The 21,331-nt window shown below is 52.4% G+C and carries 20 protein-coding genes and 2 tRNA genes; 18 read left to right on the top strand and 4 right to left on the bottom strand.

Annotation, left to right across the window (positions count from 1 at the left end; genetic code table 11):
- Positions 1 to 191 precede the first annotated feature (191 nt).
- From ROJ03_RS00005 to ROJ03_RS00025, 5 genes are all read left to right on the top strand, one after another.
- Positions 192 to 1,208 carry a methionine ABC transporter ATP-binding protein gene (locus tag ROJ03_RS00005; RefSeq protein ID WP_313724922.1) on the top strand — a complete coding sequence of 339 codons (1,017 nt, stop codon included), beginning with the start codon at positions 192 to 194 and terminating at the stop codon, positions 1,206 to 1,208.
- Positions 1,205 to 1,867 carry a methionine ABC transporter permease gene (locus tag ROJ03_RS00010; protein WP_313724923.1) on the top strand — a complete coding sequence of 221 codons (663 nt, stop codon included), beginning with the start codon at positions 1,205 to 1,207 and terminating at the stop codon, positions 1,865 to 1,867. Before ROJ03_RS00005 ends, ROJ03_RS00010 begins: the two co-directional genes overlap by 4 nt.
- A 46-nt stretch (positions 1,868 to 1,913) precedes the next feature.
- A complete protein-coding gene (locus tag ROJ03_RS00015) occupies positions 1,914 to 2,720 on the top strand; it encodes a MetQ/NlpA family ABC transporter substrate-binding protein (RefSeq protein ID WP_313724924.1) in 807 nt (268 codons plus the stop codon).
- Positions 2,721 to 2,871: 151 nt separating this feature from the next.
- A complete protein-coding gene (gene argF / locus ROJ03_RS00020; RefSeq protein ID WP_313724925.1) occupies positions 2,872 to 3,891 on the top strand; it encodes an ornithine carbamoyltransferase in 1,020 nt (339 codons plus the stop codon).
- Between the two features lie 293 nt (positions 3,892 to 4,184).
- Complete coding sequence (locus ROJ03_RS00025; protein WP_313724926.1) at positions 4,185 to 4,622, top strand: Hsp20/alpha crystallin family protein; 438 nt, start codon at positions 4,185 to 4,187, stop codon at positions 4,620 to 4,622.
- Positions 4,623 to 4,676: 54 nt separating this feature from the next.
- Here the strand turns inward: ROJ03_RS00025 and ROJ03_RS00030 are convergent, their stop codons facing one another.
- On the bottom strand, positions 4,677 to 6,059 hold the full coding sequence (locus tag ROJ03_RS00030; protein WP_313724927.1) for a M20/M25/M40 family metallo-hydrolase: 1,383 nt from the start codon (positions 6,057 to 6,059) through the stop codon (positions 4,677 to 4,679).
- 151 nt (positions 6,060 to 6,210) lie between these two features.
- Here ROJ03_RS00030 and ROJ03_RS00035 point away from each other — a divergent pair, with 151 nt between their 5' ends.
- Together ROJ03_RS00035 and clpB are read left to right on the top strand one after the other, a co-directional pair.
- A complete protein-coding gene (locus ROJ03_RS00035; RefSeq protein WP_313724928.1) occupies positions 6,211 to 6,837 on the top strand; it encodes a TetR/AcrR family transcriptional regulator in 627 nt (208 codons plus the stop codon).
- 96 nt (positions 6,838 to 6,933) lie between these two features.
- Positions 6,934 to 9,513 carry an ATP-dependent chaperone ClpB gene (clpB, locus tag ROJ03_RS00040; RefSeq protein WP_313724929.1) on the top strand — a complete coding sequence of 860 codons (2,580 nt, stop codon included), beginning with the start codon at positions 6,934 to 6,936 and terminating at the stop codon, positions 9,511 to 9,513.
- On the opposite strand, the gene ROJ03_RS00045 is transcribed toward clpB, so the two are convergent.
- The gene (locus ROJ03_RS00045) at positions 9,503 to 10,081 is read right to left on the bottom strand and encodes a nucleotidyltransferase family protein (RefSeq protein WP_313724930.1); all 579 of its coding nucleotides are present in this window, start codon (positions 10,079 to 10,081) and stop codon (positions 9,503 to 9,505) included. The genes clpB and ROJ03_RS00045 overlap by 11 nt on opposite strands.
- Before the next feature lie 48 nt (positions 10,082 to 10,129).
- On the opposite strand from ROJ03_RS00045, the gene ROJ03_RS00050 reads away from it, so the two are divergent.
- Complete coding sequence (locus ROJ03_RS00050) at positions 10,130 to 10,858, top strand: DUF554 domain-containing protein (RefSeq protein ID WP_313724931.1); 729 nt, start codon at positions 10,130 to 10,132, stop codon at positions 10,856 to 10,858.
- Here the strand turns inward: ROJ03_RS00050 and ROJ03_RS00055 are convergent.
- Together ROJ03_RS00055 and ROJ03_RS00060 are read right to left on the bottom strand one after the other, a co-directional pair.
- Entirely contained in the window at positions 10,855 to 11,205 is a 351-nt protein-coding gene (locus tag ROJ03_RS00055) for a helix-turn-helix transcriptional regulator (protein WP_313724932.1), read from the bottom strand. The two genes, ROJ03_RS00050 and ROJ03_RS00055, sit on opposite strands and share 4 nt — an antisense overlap.
- Positions 11,206 to 11,403: 198 nt before the next feature.
- Positions 11,404 to 13,914, bottom strand: a complete 2,511-nt coding sequence (locus tag ROJ03_RS00060; RefSeq protein ID WP_313724933.1) for a glycogen/starch/alpha-glucan phosphorylase — start codon at positions 13,912 to 13,914, stop codon at positions 11,404 to 11,406.
- Positions 13,915 to 14,106: 192 nt separating this feature from the next.
- Here ROJ03_RS00060 and ROJ03_RS00065 point away from each other — a divergent pair.
- The 10 genes from ROJ03_RS00065 (at position 14,107) to rpoB (ending at position 21,325) form a co-directional block, all read left to right on the top strand.
- Positions 14,107 to 14,180: transfer RNA gene (locus ROJ03_RS00065), tRNA-Thr, on the top strand.
- Positions 14,181 to 14,242: 62 nt separating this feature from the next.
- Positions 14,243 to 14,422 carry a 50S ribosomal protein L33 gene (rpmG, locus tag ROJ03_RS00070; RefSeq protein ID WP_313724934.1) on the top strand — a complete coding sequence of 60 codons (180 nt, stop codon included), beginning with the start codon at positions 14,243 to 14,245 and terminating at the stop codon, positions 14,420 to 14,422.
- A 32-nt stretch (positions 14,423 to 14,454) separates the two neighbouring features.
- Positions 14,455 to 14,528: transfer RNA gene (locus ROJ03_RS00075), tRNA-Trp, on the top strand.
- 39 nt (positions 14,529 to 14,567) lie between these two features.
- Positions 14,568 to 14,747 (top strand): preprotein translocase subunit SecE, encoded by a 180-nt coding sequence (secE, locus tag ROJ03_RS00080; RefSeq protein WP_313724935.1) that lies wholly within the window; start codon positions 14,568 to 14,570, stop codon positions 14,745 to 14,747.
- A 9-nt stretch (positions 14,748 to 14,756) separates the two neighbouring features.
- The gene (gene nusG, locus ROJ03_RS00085) at positions 14,757 to 15,317 is read left to right on the top strand and encodes a transcription termination/antitermination protein NusG (protein WP_313724936.1); all 561 of its coding nucleotides are present in this window, start codon (positions 14,757 to 14,759) and stop codon (positions 15,315 to 15,317) included.
- A 180-nt stretch (positions 15,318 to 15,497) separates the two neighbouring features.
- Positions 15,498 to 15,929, top strand: coding sequence for a 50S ribosomal protein L11 (rplK, locus tag ROJ03_RS00090; protein ID WP_313724937.1), 432 nt, complete (start codon positions 15,498 to 15,500; stop codon positions 15,927 to 15,929).
- 1 nt (position 15,930) lies between these two features.
- Positions 15,931 to 16,620 (top strand): 50S ribosomal protein L1, encoded by a 690-nt coding sequence (rplA, locus tag ROJ03_RS00095; RefSeq protein WP_313724938.1) that lies wholly within the window; start codon positions 15,931 to 15,933, stop codon positions 16,618 to 16,620.
- A 15-nt stretch (positions 16,621 to 16,635) separates the two neighbouring features.
- A complete protein-coding gene (gene rplJ / locus ROJ03_RS00100) occupies positions 16,636 to 17,175 on the top strand; it encodes a 50S ribosomal protein L10 (RefSeq protein ID WP_313724939.1) in 540 nt (179 codons plus the stop codon).
- Positions 17,176 to 17,247: 72 nt separating this feature from the next.
- A complete protein-coding gene (gene rplL, locus ROJ03_RS00105) occupies positions 17,248 to 17,628 on the top strand; it encodes a 50S ribosomal protein L7/L12 (RefSeq protein ID WP_313724940.1) in 381 nt (126 codons plus the stop codon).
- A 178-nt stretch (positions 17,629 to 17,806) separates the two neighbouring features.
- The gene (rpoB, locus tag ROJ03_RS00110; protein ID WP_313725413.1) at positions 17,807 to 21,325 is read left to right on the top strand and encodes a DNA-directed RNA polymerase subunit beta; all 3,519 of its coding nucleotides are present in this window, start codon (positions 17,807 to 17,809) and stop codon (positions 21,323 to 21,325) included.
- Positions 21,326 to 21,331 lie beyond the last annotated feature (6 nt).

A 21,331-nucleotide genomic window follows, 5' to 3' on the forward strand; every position in this document is an offset into this window, starting at 1 on the left:
GCCCCACTCCGGCTTAGATGCCGGTTCAATATAGATGGAAAAGGACGCCTAAAGCGTCCTTTTCTTGTTGTTGGGCAACAAGATGGTTTTTCCCTGAATTTGGTTCTCTCTATATTTCCCCCATTACTCTTGTCCAATGTACCCCTTTTTACTATGATGGTAACAATTCAATGAGTACTGAGGGTATATTTATGCAGATTACGTTGGAAAATTTACAAAGGTCATACGGAAATCTGCACGCTGTCAACGGTGTGAGCCTTTCAATACCTTCGAATACCATCTATGGGATCATTGGAAAGAGTGGGGCAGGAAAATCCACCCTGGTCAGGCTGATCAGCCTGCTGGAAAGCCCTGACGGCGGTGAAGTCTATTTTGACAACAACCGGGTCGACAACCTTACCAAGCAAGCCATGATCGATCGCCGACGCCGGGTCGGCATGATATTCCAGAACTTCAATCTCTTCACCTCCCGAAATGCCGAGCAGAACATAGCCTATCCCATGGAAATAACAGGGATGAGCAAACCTGCCATCAAGGCAAGGGTCGATGAACTGCTGGATTTGGTGGCACTCCAGGGACGTGGGAAGGCTCCTATCAGCACCCTCAGTGGAGGGCAGAAACAGCGAGTCGCCATCGCACGGGCCCTGGCATGCAATCCTGATATCCTGTTTTGCGACGAGGCCACCAGTGCCCTGGACCCACAGACTACCCATGCAATACTCTCCTTGCTGAAGGAGATCCAGAAGAAGATGTCCCTCACCGTTGTCATGATCACCCACCAGATGGAGGTCGTTCGCGATGCCTGTGTGCAGGTTGCAGTCCTCAACGATGGGAAGGTAGTCGAACAGGGCCTTGTCACCGACATCTTTGCAAATCCCAGCAGTGAGGTTACCAAGGACTTCCTTGCCCATCTCGTCGGGCTTGACGAAAGTGCTAGCCGGCAGGACAAGATGGTGCAGTGGTCCAAGAAGCGTGGTACCTATACCCTCAGGTTCCGTGGGGACACCACAGACCAGCCCATCCTCAGCAGGATTACCCAGAGCATCGGTGTTGAGTTCAACATCAGGGCCGGTGGTGTACAGAAGGTTGGGGATGTGGAGATCGGGACCATGGTGGTTGACATCAGTGGCGATGAGGAGACGAAAATCCGGGCCCTTGAGGCTCTCAGGATTGCTGGTGTACTGGTGGAAGAGGAGGGCAAGCTATGAGTAAACTTTGGATGCTTGTGCTCCAATCCACAGGTCAGACACTCAGTATGGTTCTCTTTTCCACACTGTTCTCCCTTCTGATGGGACTGCCCTTGGGTATCCTGCTCTCTGTCACCTCAGGGGTGGAACAGGGAGGGATCATTCCCAAGCCAATCCTCAACAATATCCTTGGAAGGATTGTGAACGTGCTTCGTTCGTTTCCTTTCATAATCCTTATGATCCTCTTGTTTCCCCTTTCCAGGATTCTTATCGGAACCAGTATCGGTACCACCGCTACTATCGTCCCGCTGTCGATCGCGGCAGCACCGTTTGTGGCTCGAGTGATCGAGACCGCACTGAAGGAGGTGGATCCGGGGGTCGTTCAGGCCGCCCGCGCAATGGGATCCACAAACTGGCAAATTGTCCGTAAGGTACTTATCCCTGAAGCCTTGCCCTCACTGGTAAGTGGGGTGACCCTTACCATCATCAACCTCATTGGGTATTCGGCCATGGCCGGTGCCATCGGTGGTGGTGGATTGGGAGATCTCGCGATCCGGTATGGCTACCAGCGCTTCCGTGGGGATGTAATGGTTGTTGCAGTAATAATCATCCTGGTTCTCGTTGAGATCATCCAGGTGATAGGCAACAAGATCAGCTCTCATCTGTTGGCAAAACGCTGACCTCTATTTCACATAGCTCTCGCCGTAGGGGAGAGTAGGAGAAGATATGAAAAAGATTCTGACGATCGCACTGGTGATTCTCGTAGCGGCAACCCTATTTGCTGCCGGAACCAAGGAACAGTCTACTGCAAAGGTACTGACCGTTGGTGCAACCCCTGAACCTCATGCAGCTTTCCTCAACCTTGTGGTTGATGACCTCGCTGCCCAAGGCATTACCCTCAAGATTCGTGAGTTTACCGACTATGTGACTCCCAATGAAGCACTTGAGACTGGCGAACTGGATGCAAACTTCTTCCAGCACGTCCCCTATCTCGAATCCTTCAACAAAGATCGTGGCTATCACCTTGCTAACGCCGGTGGCATCCATGTGGAGCCCTTCGCCCTCTACTCAAAGAAGTACAAGACCCTTGCAGACCTGCCCCAGGGTGCAACCGTTGCAATCCCCAACGACCCCACCAATGAAGGGCGTGCACTGCTCCTTCTGCAGAGTGCAGGCCTCCTGACTCTTGGTGCAAATGCTGGACTTGAAGCAACTCCCATGGATATTGCCAAGAACCCCAAGGGCCTGAAGTTCCGTGAAATTGAAGCAGCCTCCCTTCCTCGCGTACTGCAGGATGTGGATGCAGCCATCATCAACGGAAACTACGCCATTCCTGCCGGCCTGATCGCAACCCGTGATGGCCTCTTGGTAGAAGGTTCTGACAGCCCCTACGTAAACGTTGTGGCAGTCAAGCAGGGCAATGAGAATGATCCTCGCATCGTCGCTCTGGTCAAGGCCCTCCGTGGCGATAAGATCAAGGAGTATGTAGCCGCCCATTATACCAATGGCGAAGTCGTGCTCGTTTCTAAATAACCATTCTTTTGTCTGGTGAGCCCTCCTTCCTTGTGTTGGAGGGTTTTTTTGTATCAAAATACAATAAAACAGGATTAATTCTGCATAAAATTGCAAAAACATTGACTTTGAATGCATAAATATTTATTATTTTCGCAGTACGGAGGATAACATGCATACAGGCATTACACTGAAAGGACGGAGTTTCCTTACACTCAAGGATTATTCCACAGAAGAGATTCACTATTTGCTGGACCTGGCCAAGGAGCTGAAGGCGAAGAAGAAGGGAAAGGCATATGCCAAGAACCTCGAGGGTTCCTTGCTGGACAAGAAGAACATTGTCCTCATCTTCGACAAGACATCAACCCGTACACGGTGCTCATTCGAAGTGGCAGCCTTTGATGAAGGGGCTCAGGTCACCTTCCTCACAAACAGCCAGATGGGCAAGAAAGAGTCCATCGAGGATACTGCCAAGGTGCTTGGTCGCCTCTATGATGGCATCGAGTACCGCGGATTTGCGATGCAAGTTATCAAGGACCTGGCCACCCATAGCGGGGTTCCTGTATGGAACGGACTTACCGATGATGACCATCCTACCCAGGTGCTTGCCGACTTCCTTACAGCCATGGAGCATACTGGCAAGCCCCTGAACCAGATGAAGATGGCATACCTCGGTGATGGAAGGAACAACGTATCCAACGCCCTGATGATAGGGGCTGCAAAGGTAGGGATGCACTACGCTATCGCCTCCCCAAAGGAGCTCTTTCCTTCCAGGGCCCTCATGGACGAACTTTCGGGTGTGGCAAAGCAGAGTGGGGCTCTCCTTTCCGTGACCACAGACCCCTATGAAGCGGTCAAGGGTGCGGATGTCATCTACACCGACATCTGGGTCTCGATGGGGGAGGAGGACCAGACTGAAGCCCGTATCTCCCTGCTCAAGGAGTATCAGGTGACCATGGACCTCCTGAAGGCCTCAGGGAACGAGCATGTACTCTTTGAGCACTGCCTGCCCTCGTTCCATGACCTACACACCTCCGTGGCACAGCAGATCCATGCCCAGTACGGGCTTACGGAGCTCGAGGTCACCGACGAAGTGTTCAGGAGCAAGCATTCGGTAGTATTTGATGAGGCTGAGAATCGGATGCATACCATTAAGGCTGTCATGGTCGCTACCATGAGTGACAAGCTCTAAAGGCCAGTTTTTGGCGTATTGGTCCGAAATTTGCTGGGTTTGTTGGAGAATGGGTCAATTTGACACAATTAGGATAGGACATCCGAATCCCTCTGTCAGATTGACCCATCACTCTCTGGTAGGGGTGTGTGGATTGTTTTCTGTAGGGAGAAAATACCAGGAAAACCGTTGATTTTCAGCCCTGGAGAGTGTTTTTTTTTCAGATATATATAGTTGGCACGCTTTTTGCATGTATGTTGGTACGACCCGAAAGGGCATGAGCATATAACATACAAGACACATGGAGGTGTAACATGGCATATCTTACAACTAGAAGCAACTATCGGACGCCGATGGTATCGCCTTTCGATTCACTGTTTGGCAACATGCTCGGTGATTGGGGTGTGACCTCAAGGAAGGTCCCTCCTGTAGACATTACCGAGACTGATACGGCATACATCCTTGAAGCTGAACTCGCTGGCTACAAGCAGGAAGACGTCAAGGTAAACATCGAGAAGCATGTCCTACGTCTCAGTTCCACCAAGGAGAGCGTGAGGGAAGAGAAGGATGAGAAGAAAATCCTCATCTGCGAGCGCAGGTACCAGAATTTTGAACGGTCCTTTTCCTTGCCTGAGGATGTGAACGAAGAGAAGATCGAGGGTGAGTTCTCCAACGGAGTGCTTACGATTACCCTTCCCAAGAAGGAAGTGGCACAGCCGAAAAGCATTGACGTGAAGATCAAGAAGAACTAAGAGGCAAATCATCCTGTACACAGAGGCCCCGCATGGCGGGGCCTTTGCCTGTCTTTACCAGCTCTTCAGCAGGGAGTGGAAGAACATGACCGCTTTCTGGATGTTGTCCGTGTGCATCCGCTCGTCGGGAGCATGCATTCTCAGCACCTCAAGACGGTCCATCTGGGCCGGGGTAAAGCGGTAGACAAACTGGCAGAGTCTTTCATACTTGCGGGCATCGGTTGCACCCAACATCAGGTATGAGGTTACGATTGCCTCGGGGAAGGTCTTTGAGATGGTGGCCTTGATCATTGCAAACGCCTCCTGGGAAGCAGGGGACTCTTGCGACGGCGCTGCATAGCGGCTGACGGTGAGGCTCACATCCCCATCATTGATGACCTTGGCAAGATGGCTGGTGACACTTGCCTGGTCATCACCGGAGAGGACTCGGGTGTTGACCACTGCCTTCGCAGTCTGGGCGATGACATTGCTCTTGTCGCTTGCCTGGATCATGGTGGGTACACTGGTTGTCCTGATAAGGGCATTCAGCGTGGGACTTTTGGAAAAGATGACCTTGATGAGGGGTTTTGTGAACCAGAGGTTGAGGAAGAGGAAAGCGAAGGGGAAGGGCGCTTCCTCCCCTATGTTCCTGAGCATGGCCTCTACGGGTTTGGTAATCCTTGCTGGGTGTCTGCTCTCTTCTATTGCAACTACAGCCTTTGCGACCTTCCCCAAAGCGGTGGGAACCGCTGGTGTGGAGGAGTGCCCAGCATCCCTGTTGCAGCTGAGGGTTGTGTCCATGTATCCCTTCTCGGCTACCCCGACCACCGCGATGGGACGCCTGATCCCCTTGATGTAGTTTTCCGATACCACACCCCCTTCATCGAGGAGTAGGGAAAAGGTGAGGCCCATGCGCTCGAACTGCTCTGCGATGAGTGTGGCACCCTTGTTGCCCCCATTGATCTCCTCGTCGCAGCCGAATGCGGCATACCAGGTACGCCTGGGCTTTTCATGGTTTTTTACCATCTGTTCAAAGGCCTCGAGGATGGCAATGAGCTGCAGCTTGCAGTCGAAGCTTCCCCGTCCCCAGACATATCCATCCTGCTCTGTCTTGCCAAAGGGGTGATGGGTCCACTCCTCCTCGTTGGCCGACACCACATCCTGGTGGGCTGTGAGCAGGGCTGGTTCTGCTTGGGCATCCTCTCCCTCGAAGCGGTAGATGAGGTTATACTCGGAGTCGCAGGTGATTTTCAGATGCTTCTCGCATAGGGGAAAGGCCTGGGCAAGAAACTCTGCAAATTTGGCAAACTGCTCCCAGTCGGTGGTTTCTCCCTCGGGACGGCTCACTGTCCTGAAGGTGATGGCCTCCTGCAGCTTGGCAATGGCAGGCAGTGTATCGGGTGAGGGACTTACCCCCTTGGCAGGGACCTTTTTTTCCCTAAGAACCAAAGTTCTCACTATTCCTATAGCCAATGGTGATGCTATTACTATCAAGGGTACAACTATTGCTGTCATGAAATCCTCACGATAATGTAGTGTTTTTTACAGTATAATGGTATATTGTAATATAACAATAGCGTACAGAAAGGTTTAGGGGGGAATTTAGGACATGCCCAAGAAAATTGACCATGAGGAAAGAAAGGAAAAGATACTGCAGACAGCGTTGAAAGTATTTGGACGCGAAGGGTATCGGGACTCCAATCTTTCACTCATTGCCCAGGAATGTGGAATTTCCCGACCCACCATCTATCAGTACTTCAAGGACAAGGAAGAGATCTACTACTACGCTGTAAAGCTTGTAACCGGGCGTATGTTCTCCAAGTATGCAACCCTGGCCTGGGAAACTGAGGACAACTACATGAGCAGGATCAAGAAGATCTGCTCCGAGATCATGGATACGGCGACGGCCCACGAAGGGGAGCTTACATCCCTGGTGGATGTGATGCTCCAGATGAAGAAGGAGGGCCGTGACTTCAACGAGATCGTACTCAGAAGGACAGCCAAGCTCACCATCCTCTTCAAGCGGCTGCTTCGGGTAGGTATACACGCAGGGGACATCATCCAGTGCGACATAAACAAGGTTGCAGACCACATCCTCCTGCTTCTTGAATCCTCCTGTTTCCAGGTAGCCTTCCTCGATACCTTTGAGATGTCCCTTTCCAAGGAACTCATCGCAAACTATCTGGAGTTCTACAAGACAAAGCCCAGGACAACACCGGTCATCACCCGTTCCTAGTCGACAGAACATTTTATCACTATATTTGACGTGTACAGGATTTGGTCCCCTTGAGGGGATCGTTGCCTCATATCTAGCCATCATGAGGGGTATAATATGAATATAGACAAAATGACCATCAAGCTTCGCCAGGCTGTTGGTGACGCTGACCTTTTGGCGAACGAACAGGGCAATGCCGAGATTACCAGCGAACATCTCCTGTTGGCACTTCTCAACCAGAAAGAGGGCCTGCTCTCCCCGTTGTTTGAACGGTTGGGAGTTCCTCCCCGCCAGGTACAGGCTGCACTGCAGGCCCTGGTAGACCGTCTTCCCAAAGCCTATGGAGGCACCACTCAACGCTCCATATCTGCCGCCTTGGGCAATGAGCTCTATGCAGCAGACAAGATTGCCGCGGAGTTCAAGGATGAGTTTCTCAGCGCCGAGCATGTGCTGCTAGCCATCCTCGATGATTCCTCACCTGCCAGCAAGGCCATGAAGAACCTTGGCATCACCCGCGATGGGGTGATGCAGGCCTTGCAGACCATAAGGGGAAACCAGAGCATCGACAACGAAGATCCCGAAAGCAGATACCAGGCCCTGGAAAAATACTGCAAGGACATGACAGCCCTTGCCCGCCTGGGCAAGCTCGACCCGGTAATCGGACGGGACGAGGAGATCAGGCGTGTGATGCAGGTCCTTTCCAGAAGGACGAAGAACAACCCGGTTCTCATTGGGGAGCCTGGGGTCGGAAAGACTGCCATTGTCGAGGGGCTTGCCCAACGTATCAGCAGCGGCGATGTCCCCGAATCCCTGAAGAACAAGCGAATCCTCTCCCTGGATGTCGGCTCCCTGGTGGCCGGTGCAAAGTTCCGGGGGGAATTTGAGGAGCGGCTCAAGGCCGTGGTCAAGGAAGTGACCTCAAGCGAAGGGGCCATCATCCTCTTCATCGACGAGTTGCACACCATTGTGGGTGCAGGAGCGAGCGAAGGCTCCACCGATGCCTCAAACCTCATCAAGCCAGCCTTGGCAAGAGGGGAGCTGCATGCCATCGGGGCGACAACGCTGGATGAGTACCGGAAATACATCGAGGTTGACAAGGCCCTTGAACGCAGGTTCCAGCCTGTCTTTACCAAGGAACCCACCGTTGAGAGTACCATTGCCATCCTGCGCGGGCTGAGGGAACGCTATGAGGTGCACCACGGGGTGCGCATCAAGGACGAGGCCCTCATTGCAGCCGCGACCCTAAGCAACCGCTACATCACCAACCGTTTCCTTCCTGACAAGGCGATCGACCTCATAGACGAGGCTGCAAGCCAGCTGAAGATGGAGATCGAGAGCCAGCCGGAGGAGCTGGACCAGATCGAGAGGAAAATCCTGCAGCTGAACATCGAGGAGCAGGCCCTGGCCCGCGAAACCGACCCAACCAGCCTAGAACGTCTGGCGAAGATCAGAAATGAGGTGAGCTTCCTCAAGGGGAAGCGGGACAGCATGCACCTGCAGTGGGGCAATGAACGAAGTGCCATCGACAAGCTGCGCGCCAAAAAGGCGAGCCTTGAACAGCTGAAGGTGGAAGAGCAGCGGGCAGAGCGGGATGGGGACCTTGCTAAGGCCGCCCAGATCAAGCACGGCTCTATCCCTGAACTGCAAAAGGAGATCCAGGCCCAGAGCGAGCTCCTTGCCCAAAGTCATTCCGAGGGCAAGCAGATGCTCCGTGAAGAGGTCAGCGAAGATGATATCGCCAGGATCGTCAGTAGCTGGACAGGGGTTCCCATCGCCAAGATGAAGAGCAGTGAGATGCAGAAGTACCTGAAGCTTGAGCAGATACTCTCCGCCCAGGTGGTAGGACAGAGGCAGGCGATCACCGCCCTCTCCGATGCCATCAGGAGAAACAAGGCAGGCATCGGTGATGAGAAGCGACCTTTGGGTAGCTTCCTGTTTGCAGGACCCACGGGGGTGGGAAAGACCCTGCTTGCCAAGGTATTGGCCTCCTTCCTCTTTGATGATGAGAAGGCCCTTACCCGCATCGACATGAGCGAATATATGGAGAAGTACTCGGTGAGCAGGCTCATCGGTGCCCCTCCAGGATATGTCGGCTATGACCAGGGTGGACAGCTGACCGAAGTGGTCAGGCGCCGGCCCTACTCAGTGGTGCTCTTCGATGAGATCGAGAAGGCCCATCCGGATGTCTTCAATGTCCTGTTGCAGCTCCTGGATGACGGAAGGCTCACCGATGGGCAGGGAAGGGTTGTGGACTTCACCAATACGGTGATCATCCTCACCAGCAATCTGGGTAGTTCCCTCCTGCTGCAGGCCAAGAACCAGGAAGAGGGACGCAAGCAGGTGCTCTCTGTCATCCATGATTCCTTCAAGCCTGAGTTCATCAACCGTCTTGATGAGATCATCATCTTTGAGGGGCTCGGCCCAGAGCAGGTCAGGAAGATCGTAGACATGCAGCTTGCCCAGCTTGCCCAGCGGCTGGAAAGACGCGGGTATACCTTGCATTGGGATGAAGCTGTCGTGGACCTGGTCTTCAGGGAGGGCTTTGATGCGACCTTTGGTGCCCGTCCTGTCAAGCGGGCAATTCAGCGCCTAGTGGAGAACCCCCTCTCTGTTCAGTTGCTCAGTGGTTCCTTTGCCCCTTCCTCAGCGATTCGCCTGACGGTGGATGGTGATGAGGTGGTAGCCATCAAGGCCTAGGGTGTATCAGGAGTTCTGCGTAGGCGTGTATGGTGTCGATGTCACGGACAAAGGCCTCATCATCGACAACGCACAGCTCTACATGGAACTCCTGGAGCAGCCCTTGCATGGTGAAGGGGATGGGCTGGGCAAGGATAAGGGCCTTGAAGTTTGCCCTCAGCAGCACGGGATGCCCTATCTGCCCTTGGTAGATGGGCCGTAGGGCGTCGGATGAGGAGAACTTTTTCGCAAGCAGGTGGTAGTGCTCTGCCTCTATCAGGGGCATGTCTGCCAGGGAGATGAAAAAGTCCTCATTCTCCCGCAATGCCTTGGCTCCCACAAGGGTGGATGAGCCCTGTCCCTGGGTATAGTTGTCATTGTGGACAAGGACTAGGTTCGGGCAAGCCATCTCCTTGAGGGCCAGCTCGACCTCTTCGTTCCTGAACCCTGTAACCACGATGGTGAAGAGCCCGGCCTTGAGGGACTGCTGGGCTGCATGTGCAACCAAGGCCTGTCCCTTATAGGGGAGAAGCAGCTTCTCTCCTCCACTTCGTGTACCCAATCCTGCCGCCAGAAGGATGTTTTGCATATTCGTTCCTTGTCCAAGTCTTTGGAACCCATTATACTCCTATTCATTATGTTTGCTACCTATATCAATTGTCTGACAGTTATTCTGGGGTCCCTGCTGGGGCTGCTGGTCAAGAACCGGCTCAAGGACTCCTACAAGCAGGTGGTCTTCACCTCCTCGGGTCTGGTCACGTTGGTGATCGGAATCTCCATGGCCTTGCAGACCGGCTCTTTCCTTATCCTGATCTTCTCCACCATCCTGGGGGGCTTCATCGGCTATGCACTCTCCATCGAGGATGCTGTGCTCAGCTTGGGTACCTGGATGGAGTCTCGCCTGGGAAGGAAGGGTAGGGATGAGGAGGCGGCAAAGAATTTTGCCCTGGGCTTCCTCAATGCTTCCCTGCTCTTCTGTTCAGGGGCGATGACTGTTGTCGGTTCCATCCAGGCCGGGACGACAGGGGACTACCAACTTCTCCTGGTCAAGTCGGTGATGGATGGGTGCATGGCGATCATCTTTACGGCAGTCTATGGCCCCGGTGTCATGGCCAGTGCGCTGGTCATCCTTGTCTACCAGGGGTTCTTCACCCTTGCCGGCGGCTTTATCTCCCCTATCCTGGGAGAGAGTGGGATCAACGAGCTTTCAGCTGTCGGTGGTGTGCTGCTTATGATGATCGGCTTCGGGTTGCTGGACATCCGCAAGAGCAAGACCGGGAATTTCCTTCCTGCAATGGTTGTGGCTCCCCTTCTGGCCATGCTCGCCCCCTATCTGGTGGCGCTGATGGCAAACCTGGTTAGCTAGGGCTTGGTGGTATGGGATTTCTGGATAAAGGTAAGGATGGAAAGGATGAGCTCCTGCTCCTCTTCGTTGAGGGTTGGCACTATCTGCATGATCGCCTTGTGCCTTGGGCAATGGTGCTCGGCTGCCTCGTCCTCTTCATAAGGCGGCTCCCAATCATACCCATGTTCAAGTTTCCCGAGGCTCAGACCTGTCAGTGAGGTGAGGGTCATGAGAACTTCCATGGGTGGACGGCGGTCATTGTGGATCCAGCTTGAGAGGGTGCTTCTTTTGACATCGAGCATTTTTGATAGGTCAACAACCGATGGTTCCCCCAATAGGGTTCTTACGCGATCCCAGAACTTTTGCATGCTAAGAATATAGCAGGATTTATTCCTTGTTTGGCAAAAATGCGTCACAAAACATAACTATTTCTTAAACTTAATGCAAACTACTGTAATGTAAATAATTATATATTTATAAAATGCTATTTATTTGGCATCTTTGTAGGATAGTGGCGCAGATGAAGCGACAGGCCCCTGGAAGGGCCTGCCGGATCGGTTGTCTCACTATTTTTTCATTGCGTCCTGTAGGGCTGTCTCTGTTCCATCATCTCGCTGCACAGGACACTGTTTGAGGGCCCATATATCCTTTGCATACTCACCGATGGTCCGGTCACTGGAGAATTTTCCACTGGAAGCGATGTTGAGGATTGCCTTCCGGTTCCACTCATTTTGGTCGCCTCGGTAGAGGTCGCGGGCACTCTTGTGGGCATCTGCATACATGCGAAGGTCAGCAAAGTGGAAATACCTGTCCCCATCTTCAAAGAGGCTCTTGCGTAGGGGGTCGAAGATATTGGGTTCGTTCACATTGAAGTAACCGGTGGACAGGAGTGCGACCGCTTCCTTGATCTCATTGTCACCCATTGCCCAGGCAAAGGGGTTGTAGGATTTTCCAAGCTGTGAGATCTCCTCTTCCGTGTGGCCGAAGATAAACATGTTGTCCTTGCCGACCTCCTCGGCGATTTCCACGTTTGCCCCATCCATCGTCCCGATGGTCAGGGCCCCATTGCACATGAACTTCATGTTTCCTGTCCCTGATGCCTCGGTTCCTGCAGTGGATATCTGCTCGGAAAGGTCGGTTGCAGGGATGATGCTCTCTGCCATGGTTACCCGGTAGTTGGGCATGAACTGGATCGAAAGGAGCTTGTTGGCCTGTGAATCCCCGTTGATGACCTTGGCGATGTTGTTGATGAGCTTGATGATGAGCTTGGCATTGACGTAGCCAGGGGCCGCCTTGCCGCCGAAGAGGAATGTCATCGGTGGCATATTCTCGGTCGCCTTTCCGCCCTTCTTTATGTCGTTGTAGATCAGCATGATGTTCAGGGCATTGAGCAGCTGCCGTTTGTACTCGTGGATACGTTTGACCTGGACATCAAAGAGGGTGTTTGGGTCGATGATCATGCCGCTGTCCTTTTTGAGGAATGCAGCTGCCTTGACCTTGTTCTCCAGCTTGATCTTTGCAAAATCGGAGACAAAGGCCTTGTCGGTGGCAAAGGGGGCCAGCTTGGCTATCTGGCTATAGTCGGTTATCCAGCCGTCCCCGATGGCTTCGGTTATCTTTTGTGCCAGTCTCGGGTTTGCATCAAGCAACCAGCGTCTCTGGGTTATCCCGTTGGTCTTGTTGTTGAACCGCTTGGGATAGATGAGGTTGAACTGGGGAAACATCGATCGTTTCAGAAGTTCTGAGTGGAGGGCAGCGACCCCGTTGGTGCTATGGCTTCCGATGATGGCGAGGTTGGCCATCCTGACCTGCTTGGGGTTTGACTCCTCAATGATGCTGATCTGGCCAAGCACCTGGGGCTGGAGGGGGAAGAAGGAGACAGCAGACTGCAAGAACCTGTGGTTGATCTCATAGATGATCTGCATGTGTCTGGGAAGGATCGACTGCAGCATGGGCAGTGTCCACTTCTCCAGGGCCTCCGGCATGAGTGTGTGGTTGGTGTAGCCCATGATGGCGACGGTGATATCCCAGGCTTCGTCCCAGCTGAGGCCTTCCTCGTCGAGGAGCAGACGCATCATCTCAGGGATTGCCAGGGATGGGTGGGTGTCGTTGAGCTGGATGGCCGCAAAGTCGGGGAACTGTGACCAGCTGAGTTTCCTGCGTTTGAAGGAACGGATAATGTCAGCAAGGGAGCAGGCCACGAAGAAGTACTGTTGCTTGAGGCGGAGTTCCTTGCCCATGTAGAGGGTGTCGTTGGGGTAGAGGACCTGCGAGAGGTTCTCAGCGGATATCTTGGATCGCACCGCTTCGGTGTAGTCGCCGTCGTTGAACTCATGGAAATTGAACTCCTCGGGGCTTGTCGCAGACCAGAGGCGGAGTGTGTTCACCGTCTTGCATCCATAGCCGACGATCGGGGTATCGTAGGCAACCCCATTGACCTGCTCCGAGCCGATCCACTTGAAGTTGTCCTTGCCTTTCTCCCTGATCATCTTCACTTCACCGCCAAACTGGACTGTGTAGACGACATCAGGGCGCTTGAGCTCCCAAGGGTTGCCGTTGCGAAGCCAGTTGTCAGGCTGCTCTACCTGCCAGCCGTTCTTGATCTGTTGGCGGAAGATGCCGTAGTTGTAGCGGATGCCGTAGCCATAGGCAGGGTATTCCAGGGTTGCAAGGGAGTCTAGGAAGCAGGCGGCAAGCCTGCCAAGCCCTCCATTTCCCAGTCCGGCATCAGGTTCCATGTCAGCTAGTTCCTCATAGGTATACCCTAGTGACGAAAGGGCTTCCTTCAGCTGGTCCTCAACGCCAAGGTTGATCACGTTGTTGGTCATCGCCCTTCCCATAAGGAACTCAAGGGAGAGGTAGTTTATGCGTTTGGCGTTTTCTTTGCGCTGGGTCTTTCTGCTCAGGTTCCACTGGTGGACGATCCTGTCCCTGATGGCGAGGGCCAGGGCAGTGTACCTGCCTTCGGCTGTGGTGTGGTAGATATCTGCATCCTGGCTATACTTGAGCTGTTCGGCAAAGTCTTGCGCCAGGTCTTTTGCTGTATGTCCAAAGCGAGTTTTCAGTTCGTCTTTCATGTGAAGAACTCCTTACAAATAGGATAATTGGTTCAATCAAAACTATATACGATTGCTGGAATATGGGCAACCAGCTCCAATAATACCGGTGAAAATGCTCAAGGCATATTGACAAAACATTCGTGCTCTGGTAAGTTAGCTTTTGCATGTCGCAGGTATGTTCCGCATGGAAAAATCTGCCTTGTTACCATCGCCCTTGTAGCTCAGCACGGTAGAGCACCACCATGGTAAGGTGGGGGTCAACGGTTCAAATCCGTTCGAGGGCTCTTTTTTTTTCTCAATCCCCTTGGGGATGAGAGTGAGGTGAATACTCACCGAGGAGCATGGAATGGGTGAAGCAAAGAAAAAAGGTCCCGTGGAGAAAATTGCTCTGCAGTGCACCGAATGTAAGCAGAAGAACTATACGACCGAGAAGAATCGTCGTAACACGCAAGGCAAGCTTGAGCTGAGCAAGTATTGTCCGTTTGAGCGAAAGCACACCTTGCATCGCGAAGCAAAGATCAAATAGGTCCGAAAGGACTTTTGTATCGAGAAGCAAATAGGCCAGTAGCTCCAATTGGTAGAGCGCTGGTCTCCAAAACCGGATGTTGAGGGTTCGAATCCTTCCTGGCCTGTCTGCTTCTTGATTTTTTTTACCCCAAAGGAGACTTTACATGAAGAAACTGTTCAAGTATTTCAAGGAGTCGCACCAGGAACTGAAAAAAGTTGTCTGGCCTTCCCGTGAAGCGGTTGTCTCTTCCACTAAGGTCGTACTGGTTTCTACTGTTATCGTCGCCGTATTCCTTGGCTTGGTTGACTTTCTCCTTCTCAAGGGTATACTATTCATCTTCTAGGACGGTGTCATGGCAAAGGGCTGGTACGTAGTACACACATATTCGGGATACGAACAGAAAATTGAGCGCATCATTAACAAGATGCGTGAAACTGATGTAGATTTCAGCATGATCTGCACAGATGTAAAGGTACCGCAAGAAACCTTAGTTGAAGTCAAGGATGGCGTCCGACGCGAAGTAAAGCGGAAGATACTCCCTGGCTATATTCTTGTTGAGCTCGACTTGCCGGAAAACAGCTGGAAGACCTGGTGTTCTCATATCAAGAGAATCCAAGGGGTTACCGGTTTTGTTACCCCCAATGACAGTGTGATGCCCAAGGCCCTCACGGCTGCAGAGGTAAAGGGGATTTTTCAGAAGACAGGTGACCTGCCTGCTGAGAAAGTCTTCAAGCCCAAACAGACTTTTGAGATTGGCGAGCAGGTGCGCATTGTTGAAGGCCCCTTTGATACCTTTACCGGTGTCATTGAGGAGGTGAACCTGGATAAGGCCCGCATGCGAGTGAGCGTCGGGATCTTTGGTCGCTCCACCCCTGTTGAGGTGGATTTCCTCCAGGTTGAAAAGATTCTCTAAGGGTTCCGGACTGGCCCTTGGAGCATTTGTTTGTTTTTGTTTTTTTATAACAAGTCCACTTATGCGTGCAATTACTCCCTCAGAGATGAGGTGGGAGCCTGATCGTATGACAGGCGTTAAAACCAGCGCGAGCCCGGAAAATCAGCCAACTCAGGCAGGGTGTCGCGTAAGGAGAGAAACATGGCAAAGAAAAAGGTAACTGCGGTAATCAAGCTGCAGTGCCCTGCCCAGAAGGCTACGCCGGCACCCCCAATCGGGCCCGCGCTTGGACCTCATGGTGTCAGTGCCCCAAAGTTTGTCCAGGAGTTCAACGAAAAAACGAAGAACTACGAACCTGGGCTCATTCTTCCAGTCATCATTACAGTGTATGGGGATAAGAGTTTTACTTTTATTCTGAAGACACCTCCTGCTGCAGTCCTCATCAAAAAGGCACTGGGCGTAACAAAAGGAAGTGGCTCCCCCAACAAGGTCAAGATTGGCAAGCTTACACAAGCCCAACTTACCGACATTGCGAAGACCAAGCTTGAAGACCTCAATGCCAATGACATTGATGCTGCCAAGAAGATCGTTGCAGGGACCGCCCGCAGTATGGGCGTAGAGGTGGAGCTGTAAGATGAAACACGGAAAGAAATATCGCGAAAGTATCAAGAAGATCGACCGTGAGAAGTTGTACCTCTTCGATGAAGCCGCTGCCCTGGTCAAGGAAGTTGCCTTTGCAAAGTTCGACGAGACCGTCGAAATCTCTGTAAAGCTTGTCCTAAAGAAGAGCCAGAGCGTCCGCGACACCGTCGTGCTCCCCAACCAGTTCTCCGCACAGAAGCGTGTCCTCGTTTTCGCCAAGGGCGAGAAGGTCCAGGAAGCTCTTGATGCCGGTGCAACCTATGTTGGCGATGACGACCTCATCGAGAAGATTCGTGGCGGTTGGATGGATTTTGATGTAGCTGTAGCTACTCCGGACATGATGAAGGACGTCGGTCGTTTGGGACCTATCCTTGGACGCAGAGGCTTGATGCCCAACCCCAAGACCCAGACCGTAACCTTTGACCTGAAGGGAGCTCTTGAGGAGCTGACCAAGGGCCGTGTCGAGTTCCGTTCAGACAAGACCAACGTCATTCACCTTCCTATTGGTAAAGTTTCGATGGACCCTGCAAAAGTCAGTGAAAACGCTCGTGCAGTTGTCAAGGAAATCGTCCGCAAGAAGCCAGCCGATGCAAAGGCAGACTTCCTGGTAAGCGTAGCTCTTTCCTCCACGATGGGCCCTGGTGTCCATGTAAACGTGAAGGATCTGACGGCTTCGGTATAATAGGAGATAGAGATTATGGATTATAAGACTCGTATTACACCCGCCAAAGAGGAAGCCGTAAAGGCCCTGAAGGATGAGTTCGCACAGTATAGCGGATACATCTTTACCGACTATCGCGGGATGACAGTGGAACAGATCACTACGCTGCGCAGAACCCTCCTGAAAAAGGATGCTGCCTACCGTGTTGTGAAGAACCGTTTTGCCAAGATCGCTCTCAAGCAGCTTGACAACCAGGCTGATGACCAGCTTGTTGGTCCTACTGCAATTGCTCTTGTACGCGGCGAGGAGGCCAACATTGTTGCCAAGGACCTGTTCCAGGCTGGTAAGGATGGCTCCCCTGTTATCGTCAAGGGTGCGATGATCGATGGCAAGTTCATGTCAGCTCAGGAGATTGAAGCTTTCAGCCAGCTGCCAAGCAGGCTCGAACTGATCTCCATGTTGATGGGAACAATGAAGGCCCCTGTGCAGAAGCTCGCAGCAACCCTGCTTGCCTATGTTGAGAATCATGGTGGTGCAGCAGTTGAAGAAGCTGCCCCCGTTGTCGAAGAAAACTAATCACAGTCCTAGTCTTCGCTCGTAACCTGCTATGACTGTGCAGTGAATAACAATTTTTAAGGAGAAGGTAATATGGCTACTAAAGAAGAAATTTTGGAATCGATTGCTAACATGTCCGTCTTGGAAGTCTCTAGCTTGATCAAGATGATGGAAGAGAAGTTTGGTGTTGTGGCCGCTGCTGCTGCAGCAGGTCCCGCAGCTGCAGTTGTTGCTGAAGCTGTTGAAGAGCCCACAGAATTCAACGTCATCCTTGTCTCTTGTGATCCTACCAAGAAGATCGCAGCAATCAAGGAAGTCCGTGCACTCACTGGTCTTGGCCTCAAAGAAGCCAAGGATCTCGTTGAAGCTGGCAATGCTGTCATCAAGGAATCCGTTAGCAAGGCTGATGCCGAAGCAATCAAGGAAAAGCTTGTTGCTGCTAGCTGTGCCGTCGAGATCAAGCCGGTTGACTAAGCCGATAGGCGGGGGCAGGCCCCTCTGGGTCCAGTTCCCCGCTGCTGTTTTTTGTGAGCGGGTGTAAACCCGATTCTATGAGCCACCGGAAAGACTCCGGTGGCCTATTGTGTCTTTCGTTTCCCTCTGTTGAAGGGGGGATTCTGTCTGTTTCTCAATTGACTCTGGAGGGTACATGATGGTTGCCAAAGGCAAATCCATAACACGCACGTACATCGGTTCTGATTTCCAAGAAGTCTGTGAACTGCCCAACCTTATCGGGATTCAGCTTGATTCCTATGAGAGATTCCTACAGCTCGAACGCTTTAAGAAGGGGTTGCCCCCTGAGCAGAATTCGGGTCTGGAAGAGGTCTTTCAGGCAACATTCCCGATAGATAGTCCTAATGGTGAGATGCGTCTTGCCTATAAGGGATACACGATTGATTTAGAAAACATCAAGTTCAATGAGACTGAGTGTAAAAAGAAGGGCCGTTCCTACAGTGTGCCCATCAAAGTTACCATTAGCCTTGAGTTTTCCACTGGTGAGATGAGGGAGAAGGAGATCTTCTTTGGGGATATCCCCATGATGACAGATCGCGGTACCTTTATCATCAATGGAGCCGAGCGTGTTGTTGTAAGTCAGATCCACCGTTCACCTGGTGTAATCTTTTCCAATGATAAGGATGTGTACTCTTCGAGAATTATTCCCTACCGTGGATCTTGGCTTGAATTTGAAATTGATGACAAGAAGCACCTGATCTTCACCAAGATCGACCGCAAGAAGCGTATCCTCGGAACGCTCTTCCTGCGTGCGATCGGCTTTGATACCCGTGAGAAGATCATCGAGCAGTTCTATAGGGGCGAAGAGGTCGAGATTGCTGATGACAGCGATCTGAAATCCAGCCTTGAGAACCGCTACCTATACAAGGATGTGTATGCTGTTGTAGACCGCGAGAACAAGAAGGTTCTCCGTGCCGGTGACAAGCTGCATGCTCACGAGATTGATGAGTTGCTTGCCTTGAAAGTAAGCCATCTGCAGCTGATCAATATGCGTGATGTCGACTCTTTGCACAGTGACATGATCCTCAACTGCTTTGAGATCGAGGATGCAAAATATACCCGTGAGGGATTTGATGAACCGACCAAGGAAGATGTGCTCAGCCCCATCTTCAGCGTCCTCATGCCTGGTGAGATGATCGCCATCGAGCGGGCAGAACGGGACCTCCCTGACATGTTCTTCTCCAGCCGCAGGTACGACCTCGGTTCGGTAGGCCGGTACAAGTTCAACAAGAAATTTGGTTCAGGAACAGAAGAGGAGGAGGAGAATGCCTCCACCGACCTGACTGTCCTTACAGCCAAGGACATTGTCAACACCATGGCTTTCCTCATCAAGGTTTTTATCCGTGAAGAGAACGTCGATGATATTGACCACCTGGGCAACCGCCGTGTCCGATCTGTAGGTGAACTGCTCCAGAATGCGCTCAAGAGTGCCTTTGCACGAATGGAACGCATTGCCAAGGAGCGCATGAACCTTGAGACTGGTAGCGTCAAGCCCCAGGACTTGATCTCCATCAAGCCGATTGTGGCTGCGGTGAAGGAGTTCTTCGGCAGCAGCCAGCTCTCCCAGTTCATGGACCAGGTCAATCCGCTAGCAGAGCTTACCCACAAGAGAAGGCTCAACGCCCTCGGCCCCGGTGGTCTCTCCAGAGACCGTGCAAGTTTCGAGGTCCGTGACGTTCACTACACCCACTATGGCCGTATATGTCCCATCGAGACTCCTGAAGGACCGAACATCGGCCTCATCGTCTCCCTGGCCAACTATACCCGGGTAAACCAACATGGTTTCCTCGAGTCCCCCTATCGCAAGGTGGTTGATGGGGTGGTTTCCAAGCAGTACCGTTTCCTTGATGCCAACGACGAGGAGAAATTCTTCATTGCCCAGGCTTCCGCAAAGTTGGACAGCGAAGGTCACTTCGAAGAAAAGGAAATCCCTGTCAGACGCAGTGGTGACTATTCAACCAAGCCACCGGCCGATATCAAGTATATGGACGTCTCTCCCAAGCAGGTCATCAGCGTCGCTGCTTCCCTTATCCCGTTCCTTGAACACGACGATGCCAACCGTGCATTGATGGGTTCAAACATGCAGAGGCAGGCAGTTCCCCTGGAATTCCCTGAGACTCCCCGTGTCGGAACAGGAATGGAAGGAAAGACAGCCTACGATAGTGGTGTACTTGTCAAGGCAAAGCGCGGTGGAACCGTCACCTACGTAAGTTCTGACAAGGTTGTCATCAAGCCTGATACCTCCACTATTGAAGGCGAGTTTGATGAGTATGCCGTACAGAAGTACCAGAGGACCAACCAGGATACCTGCTTTAACCAGAAGCCCATCGTCAGCTTCGGCCAGCATGTGGAAGATGGCGCTGTCCTCGCCGATGGCCCTGCTACCCAGAGTGCAGAACTTGCCCTGGGCCGCAACATCCTCGTAGGCTTTGTTCCTTGGAACGGCTACAACTATGAGGACGCCGTTCTCATCAGTGAGCGCGTTGTCAAGGATGATATCTTTACCTCTGTACATATCAAGGAATTTTCCACCGATATCCGTGAAACCAAGCTTGGACCTGAGAAACTCACCAGAGACATTCCCAATACAAGCGAGAAGATGCTTGAGCAGCTCGATGAGGATGGTATCGTCCGTATCGGCACAATGGTCAGGCCCGGTTCCATACTTGTCGGTAAAGTGACCCCCAAGAGTGAAAGCGACACGACTCCTGAGTTCAAGCTTCTCAACTCCATCTTCGGCGAAAAGGCCAAGGAAGTAAGGGACACCTCGCTGAAGGTACCCCACGGCACCGAGGGAACGGTCATCGACATCCAGAGACTGAAGCGAAGCAACAATGACGAGCTTCCTCCAGGTGTCGAGGAGACTGTCAAGGTCCTGCTTGCTACCAAGCGCAAACTGCGCCAGGGTGACAAGATGGCAGGCCGCCACGGTAACAAGGGTGTTGTAAGCCGGATTCTCCCCGAGGAGGATATGCCATACATGGAAGATGGTACCCCCTTGGATGTCTGCCTCAACCCGCTGGGTGTTCCTTCCCGAATGAACATCGGCCAGTTGATGGAGACCCAGCTCGGCTGGGCTGCCGTCAAGCTTGACAAATGGTATGCCACTCCTGTGTTCCAGAGCGCTTCAATGGCTCAGATCGAGGAGAAGATGCGTGAGGCTGGACTTCCTGAGAATTCCAAGACCGTGCTGTACAACGGCCATACAGGTGTTCCGTTTGTGAACCCCGTATTCTGTGGGTACATCTACTACCTTAAGCTGCACCACCTTGTAGATGACAAGATGCATGCCCGTTCCACCGGTCCCTACTCACTGGTAACCCAGCAGCCTCTTGGCGGTAAGGCCCAGTTTGGTGGTCAGAGACTCGGAGAGATGGAAGTGTGGGCCCTGGAGGCGTATGGCGCTGCCAATACCTTGCAGGAACTGCTTACCATCAAGAGTGATGACATGAACGGTCGTGTGAAGATTTATGAAAGTATCGTCAAGGGAGAACCCGCTACCACCGCAGGTATGCCTGAGGCATTCAATGTGTTGGTTCAGGAGATCCGTGGCCTGGCTTTGGATATGTCTGTATATGATTCCAATGGCAAGCAGGTTCCTTTGACCGAAAGAGATGAAGAGTTGATCGCCAAACAGTCGAAAGGCTCCCTCAACTAACCAGGA

The sequence above is a fragment of the Sphaerochaeta sp. PS genome, from assembly GCF_032144095.1.
Classification (GTDB): domain Bacteria; phylum Spirochaetota; class Spirochaetia; order Sphaerochaetales; family Sphaerochaetaceae; genus Sphaerochaeta.